The sequence below is a fragment of the Pseudorhodobacter sp. genome, assembly GCF_030452865.1.
GTDB lineage: Bacteria > Pseudomonadota > Alphaproteobacteria > Rhodobacterales > Rhodobacteraceae > Pseudorhodobacter.
Window position 1 is genome coordinate 1 of record NZ_JAKDLJ010000200.1, and the last position, 6,511, is coordinate 6,511.

The window sequence follows — 6,511 nt, forward strand, 5'->3', positions numbered from 1 at the left end:
CGCTCACCCAAGGCGCGACGATCAACCCCCGCGCGCAGCGCGCGACCGATCAACCGCTGAATCTCCTGTGTTCGTCCCGATTGCTTGCCTGTGGCCGCCTCCCGGCGATTGCGCGTATTCGTGGCGCGGGGCAACATCCCATATTCTGCCGTGACCCACCCTTGACCGGTATTCTTGAGAAACGGCGGCGCCTTGTCTTCGATTGACGCAGAGCAGAGCACATGCGTCTCTCCCATCCTGATCAGACAGGATCCTTCGGCATGTTTCATCACGTCCACCTCAATGGACACGTCGCGCATCTGATCCAAACTTCTACCTGACGGTCGCATGACGGCTCCTTCTTTCCATATTTGCCTCAGATACCCACCCTGACAACAAGGATGCAAGCATCATTGACGAATGGCGTCCTAAGTTCCTACTCTGTAATGCCGTCTCAAGAGATTAAATGATGCCAGATCTTACCTCACAAACCGCCATCCTCTCCGAGATGAATGATCGTTCGCGTGAGGTATTTCGTCGTGTGGTGGAGGCATACCTTGCCTCAGGCGATCCTGTCGGGTCGCGAACTTTGACGCGCAGCATGACCGAAAGCGTAAGCGCGGCAACCATCCGCAACGTCATGCAGGATCTGGAATATCTGGGCCTTCTTGGTAGCCCGCACACATCATCCGGTCGTATCCCGACCCAGATAGGGCTGAGGCTGTTTGTTGATGGTCTTCTGGAGGTCGGTGAAGTGGCGCTCGAGGATCGCAATCGCATTGACGCGACAACCGGCGGCAACCAATCCGGTGTCACGGGATTGCTCGACAGGGTTGGGTCTGCCCTTTCGGGCATCACACAGGGCGCCAGTCTTGTTCTCACCCCGAAACACGAGGCTCCGATCAAACACATCGAATTTGTCAGCCTGAGCGCGGATCGTGCTCTGGTCGTTCTCGTCTTTGCTGATAGCCATGTGGAGAACCGCGTTTTCACGCCACCGCCCGGTCAGACACCCTCATCCATGCGCGAGGCGGCGAATTTCCTCAATGCACTCGCTGAGGGAAAAACGCTGTCGGAATTGCGTCAATCCGTCGGCGTCGAAATCAACGTACGCAGACAGGAGATTGACCGTCTTGCACGCGAATTGGTCGAAACGGGCCTCGTTCTTTGGGAGAATGCGGGCGAGCAAAGCGAGCGCCTTATAGTCCGAGGGCGCGCGAACCTTCTTGACGGGTCTTCTGAGGCGTTGGATTTCGATCGAATTCGTCAGTTGTTTGACGACCTCGAACGGAAACGCGACATCGCTGAATTTCTGGAACTGACTGAGCAAGGTGAAGGAGTACGCATTTTCATCGGTTCGGAAAACAAGTTGTTTTCACTTTCGGGGTCGTCTCTCGTCGTCTCTCCCTATATGAACGCTGATCGAAAGATCATTGGCGCCGTTGGTGTGATTGGTCCGACGCGGTTGAATTATGCTCGTATCGTTCCCATCGTTGACTATACGGCGCAATTGGTTGGTCGGCTGATATCCGACCGGTCAAGAGGATAAGATGAAATGAGTGACACAAGGAACGACGAGATGGCCAAAGAACAGGCAGCCAAAGCAGAGAACCCGGAATTGGCCGAGGCTGAGTTTGATTTGACGGACTTCGATTTCGCATCGGAACCGGATGAACTGGAAGTGTTGCGCGCGGAGCGTGACGACTTCCGCGACCGTTTCATGCGCGCACTCGCCGATGCCGAAAACTCCCGCAAACGGGGAGAACGGGATCGCCGCGAGGCGGAGCAATACGGCGGTTCCAAACTCGCCCGTGATCTGCTGCCGGTCTATGACAATCTGCGCCGCGCCTTGAACGCCGCGACCGACCAGAGCCGCGCAGAAGATTCCGCGTTAATCGAAGGTGTCGAGTTGACGCTGCGGGAGTTGCTGAATGTGATGACCAAACACAAGGTTACGCCGGTGGTCCCGGAAATCGGTGATGCGTTCGACCCGCAACTGCACCAAGCGATGTTCGAAGCCCCAGTGCCCGGCACCAAGTCGGGGCAGATCATTCAGGTGATGGTCGAAGGGTTCCTGCTGCATGACCGCCTGCTGCGACCAGCACAGGTTGGCGTATCCTCAACACCAGGTTGAGCCAACAATGTCAGCCGCCGCCCGGTAAACCATTGCGGGGCGGCGCTCAAGCTTCAATCTTCGCCCGCAGCTCATAAATCAGGCTCAAGGCATCCATCGGAGTCAGTTGATCGGGCGATATCTCGCGTAACCGCGTCTCGACCGCAGAGGACGCAGTCGCTTTCTGTGTGATTGCCGAAGGTACAGCCCGGAATAGCGGCAAATCATCAACAAAGGTTTTCTGTCTGCTTCCCTCACGATCCCCCTTTTCCAACGCCTCCAACACTACTTTCGCTCTGTCAATCACGGCTTCGGGCAACCCGGCGAGTTTCGCCACCTGCACGCCATAAGACCGGTCTGCCGCACCCTTCTTCACCTCATGAAGGAAAATCACATCACCTTGCCACTCCTTCACGCTGACAGTCGCGTTTTCGACACCGGCCAGTTTTCCAGCCAGCGAGGTCAATTCATGGTAATGCGTCGCAAACAGTCCGCGGCATTGGTTCTTGTCATGCAAATATTCAAGCGTCGCCCAGGCGATGGACAGGCCGTCATAAGTGGCGGTGCCGCGCCCGATCTCATCCAGAATCACCAGAGCTCGCTCGTCTGCCTGGTGCAGAATCGCCGCCGTCTCCACCATCTCCACCATAAAAGTCGATCGCCCGCGCGCCAGATCATCCGAGGCACCAACGCGGCTGAAAAGCTGGCTGACCAGACCGATATGCGCCGTCGTAGCTGGCACAAAGCTACCGGCCTGTGCCAATAGCGCGATCAACGCATTCTGTCGCAGGAACGTGGACTTCCCGGCCATGTTCGGCCCGGTCAGCAGCCAGATTGCCGCATTCCCGGCAGCGGAAATATTGCAATCATTCGCGATGAACGCCGCGCCACCTTGCTTGCGTAAGGCGCGTTCCACCACCGGATGGCGGCCACCTTCCACACAAAAGGCCCGGCCATTATCAACTTTAGGCTCGACCCAATTCTCAGCAGTCGCCAAATCCGCAAAGCCAGCGGCAACATCAATCTCGGCAATTGCGCGGGCAGTTCCTGCGATCCGGGCGGCGCAATCAAGAACGGCTTGTCGCAACCGGGCAAAATGACGCTTCTCAATCTCCAGGGTCAAGTTTCCTGCATTCAGAATTTTGGTCTCCATCTCTGACAGCGGCACCGTGGAAAAGCGCACTTGACCCGCAGTTGTCTGTCGATGGATAAAAGTTTCAGAAAGGGGCGGCGACAGCATTCTCTCGGCATGTGTGGTTGTCACATCAACGAAGTAGCCCAGCACGTTGTTGTGCTTGATCTTCAGACTGCTGATCCCGGTTGCCCCGATGTAATCCGCCTGCATCGCTGCGATGACTGCCCTGCCGTCATCGCGCAGCTTTCGCGCCTCATCGAGTTCCGGGTCAAACTCGGCAGCCGTAAATCCGCCATCCCGCACCAGCAAGGGTGGTTCGGCGATCAAGGCGGCACCCAGCAGCAGCAGCAAATCAGTATGCTCGTCAAGGTCGGCTGTCGCACGTTGCAACAACGGCGGCCCGTTCGGGTCCGAGAGCTGTGACAGCGCCAGCGCCTGTTGCAGGCCGTTGCGGATTGCCGCAAGGTCGCGCGGCCCGCCCCGGTCCATCGCCAGTCTCGACAAAGCGCGGTCAATGTCTGGCGTCTGGCGCAGCAGGCTGCGATAGTCATCCCGCAAACGGCTCTGCCCCGCCAGAAATCGTACGAACTCCAAACGCGCCTGAATCAGCGTCAAGTCGCGTGACGGTGCTGAAACCCTGCGTTCCAAAAGCCGCCCACCCGCCGCCGTCAAGGTCCGATCTATCGCTCCGAGCAGCGATCCTTCCTTCCCCCCCGACAGGGCCGAAGTGATTTCAAGATTCCGTCGGGTAGAGGCATCAATCTGCATCAAGCCGCCGGCATCTTCGCGGATCGGCGGACGCAGCAGCGGAAGTTTACCACGTTGGGTCAGGTCCAGATAGTCTACCAACGCACCCATCGCGGAAACTTCGGCCCGGCTGAATTGGCCAAATCCCTCCAATGAGGCAACGCCGAACAGGCCGCACAATCGGCGCAGGGCTGCGGTGCTATCGAAACTCGATTGTGCCAGTTCAGTCAAAGCCAAACCATCGTCAAAATTCAGGTTGCAGCCGTCAGCCACCAGCAGTTCCTTTGGTGCAAGTCGCGCCAGTTCCGGTCCAAGCCGCGAAGGCACGCAAGCCATCACGCGAAACTCGCCCGTAGAAATATCGCACCAAGCGATTGCAGATTCGTCTCTAACCTCGCTGAAAGCGGCCAGAAAGTTATGCCGGCGTGGCTCCAGCAGCGTATCCTCGGTCAGGGTACCGGGTGTCACCAAACGCACGACATCCCGCGCCACGACGGATTTCGATCCGCGTTTCCTTGCCTCTGCCGGATCTTCCATCTGCTCGGCAATCGCAACCCGAAACCCTTTGCGGATCAGTGTCAGCAAATAGCCTTCAGCAGCATGAACGGGAACCCCACACATGGCGATATCTTCGCCCAGATGTTTGCCGCGTTTCGTCAGCGCAATATCCAGCGCGGCCGCCGCGTCGACTGCATCGTCAAAGAACATCTCGTAAAAGTCGCCCATCCGGTAAAACAGCAGCGCCTCGCGGTGGCGCGCCTTGATCTCCAGGTACTGTGCCATCATCGGCGTCACGGTATCAGCGTTCACCACCCACCCCCAATTGATGCATCGACCCTACAAAACCGTATGACCGGGGGAAAGGGCCAACAGTGAAACCGACACATGAGCGGCACCAAGGCTATTTCGTAAAACCCCGTGGGATACCGCAGAGGGCTGAGCCCAAACGGTCCCTTGAAATGCTCAATGAACGCGCACTCGGCAGGGAACGACCTTTACAAGGTTCCCAAGTAAGCCACCACCCGCGTTGCGGCAATTGGTTGTCATGTCGATTGCGTCCCCTCGCGGGCCGGCTTTGGGAAGCACCAATCTAGATGACATCCAGACGTCGGAGTGCTTCATCATCGAACAGGCCGGAAGAAAATCACGGCGATCCAGGTTTCCATTATGACGCGCGCATAGGGCGGCAATCATTTGCGCGGTCGGTCTGATCAATGCGCCGGGACTCTCGGGCAAAGAGATCGAAGACCACCGCATGGTGCGGAACGGAGCGGGGACGACAGGGAATGCGGGGCTGCAACGGCCGACAGCCATCTTCGCGCGACAGGAGAATCGCGTCATGTGTGACGCCAAGGCGCGACATCTAACGTGGCAGCAGTGAAGGCATGAACCAATGGAAAGCGGCGCTTGTTGTCAATACCGATCTGCGCGTAACGGATGAGGCGATGACCGGTGTAGATACGTTCTGTGACGCCTCTGCCAAAGGTGCCATACCATCGCATACCGTGTCTGACATGGTAGAAAACCTGGCAATATTCGGCATGGCCAATTCAGTTCCGGAGATATTGCCCGAAGAGACACATTGCGTTCGCGCAGCTGCGATTGATGTAACGCACCGCTCTGACCGCCCAAGCAGGTCATCAACGGTCTGTGCCTTCCAAAGTCTTTCGGCGTGATCAATATTCATGACTGCGTGATAAGCGAAGACCTGAGAATCGTCTGCGCCGAGTCAATTGCGAAACTCGCGCGCGAAGATGCACCGGACGGAATCGCGATGCCCTATGGACCGAAGCTGACCTTCGTTCGCAATTGGATAATCCCGGTGCATTTCAACCCGCGGCTGATCTTTGTCATCCCGTCTCAATATCACGAGGCAGCCATGTCCACGTGGGGCAAGCCCGGGGCAGATGGTCTTTGCAAATGCGATGACCCGCAGGTACTGCGCCCGCCCGGCATGTTTTCGCATCCTCGGTGCGCGCATCTGGGCATGGTGCTGGCGTTGTCACCGGGGAGACACGCAAAAGCGCGCGGGCGTTATCAGTCATCAATCACGCTTTTGATGTCACGGCGATCGATGGTGCGGTTGGCCTCACTGCATTTTCACACAAAGGCAACACTGTGCCGGTCAATGACACTTTGGGGCAGGAATTGCCCGAACGAAACGATCTCGACACCAGCGCGGGCAAAGCAATTGGGCCCGCGCAAGGTGGATTTCGAATACCAGGTGAAATGATCGTTGATGTCGCACTGAATCCAGAAATTGCAGCGCGGCACCTCGTCAGCCTCCTGCCCGGCCCGGCGAATAATCATGCCCTATTGGCGGGTAACTCCGCCGACCTCTCCGTGAAACTGCTGCAGGACTGGCAGGGGCCACCGCTATCGATCCGACCCGAGACGGGGCTAAAATTTCTGATCGAGATTTTCGGCCCCGGTTCAGCGGTACATGATATCCTGACCATGGTGGCTCCGTAGTTTGTCGGGTCGGTTAAGCATGCGTTCCCACTTGACCGAAGCCATCCCGCAGAGTCTTCTCTGAG

General features: G+C 57.5%; 6 protein-coding genes. 4 read left to right on the forward strand and 2 right to left on the reverse strand.

The genetic code is table 11. The annotated features are described in order from the left end of the window. On the reverse strand, positions 1–329 hold a 329-nt coding region (rph, locus tag L0H65_RS12145; protein ID WP_301459316.1), incomplete at its 3' end, for a ribonuclease PH. 116 nt (positions 330–445) lie between these two features. Between rph and hrcA the strand changes: the two genes are divergently transcribed. Next, on the forward strand, positions 446–1,528 hold the full coding sequence (gene hrcA / locus L0H65_RS12150; protein ID WP_301459317.1) for a heat-inducible transcriptional repressor HrcA: 1,083 nt from the start codon (positions 446–448) through the stop codon (positions 1,526–1,528). Positions 1,529–1,534: 6 nt separating this feature from the next. Continuing rightward, positions 1,535–2,113, forward strand: a complete 579-nt coding sequence (locus L0H65_RS12155; RefSeq protein ID WP_301459318.1) for a nucleotide exchange factor GrpE — start codon at positions 1,535–1,537, stop codon at positions 2,111–2,113. A gap of 46 nt (positions 2,114–2,159) precedes the next feature. On the opposite strand, the gene mutS is transcribed toward L0H65_RS12155, so the two are convergent. Further along, complete coding sequence (mutS, locus tag L0H65_RS12160; protein ID WP_301459319.1) at positions 2,160–4,784, reverse strand: DNA mismatch repair protein MutS; 2,625 nt, start codon at positions 4,782–4,784, stop codon at positions 2,160–2,162. A gap of 575 nt (positions 4,785–5,359) precedes the next feature. On the opposite strand from mutS, the gene L0H65_RS12165 reads away from it, so the two are divergent. Then, positions 5,360–5,650 (forward strand): hypothetical protein, encoded by a 291-nt coding sequence (locus L0H65_RS12165; protein WP_301459320.1) that lies wholly within the window; start codon positions 5,360–5,362, stop codon positions 5,648–5,650. A gap of 442 nt (positions 5,651–6,092) precedes the next feature. After that, a complete protein-coding gene (locus L0H65_RS12170) occupies positions 6,093–6,446 on the forward strand; it encodes a hypothetical protein (protein ID WP_301459321.1) in 354 nt (117 codons plus the stop codon). The last annotated feature ends 65 nt before the right edge of the window (positions 6,447–6,511 follow it).

What these genes read in the sequence shown, in the direction of transcription:
- L0H65_RS12165 (WP_301459320.1), top strand. Translation starts at nt 5,360, where the DNA reads ATGAACCAATGGAAAGCGGCGCTTGTTGTCAATACCGATCTGCGCGTA.
- hrcA (WP_301459317.1), top strand. Translation starts at nt 446, where the DNA reads ATGATGCCAGATCTTACCTCACAAACCGCCATCCTCTCCGAGATGAAT.
- L0H65_RS12155 (WP_301459318.1), top strand. Translation starts at nt 1,535, where the DNA reads ATGAGTGACACAAGGAACGACGAGATGGCCAAAGAACAGGCAGCCAAA.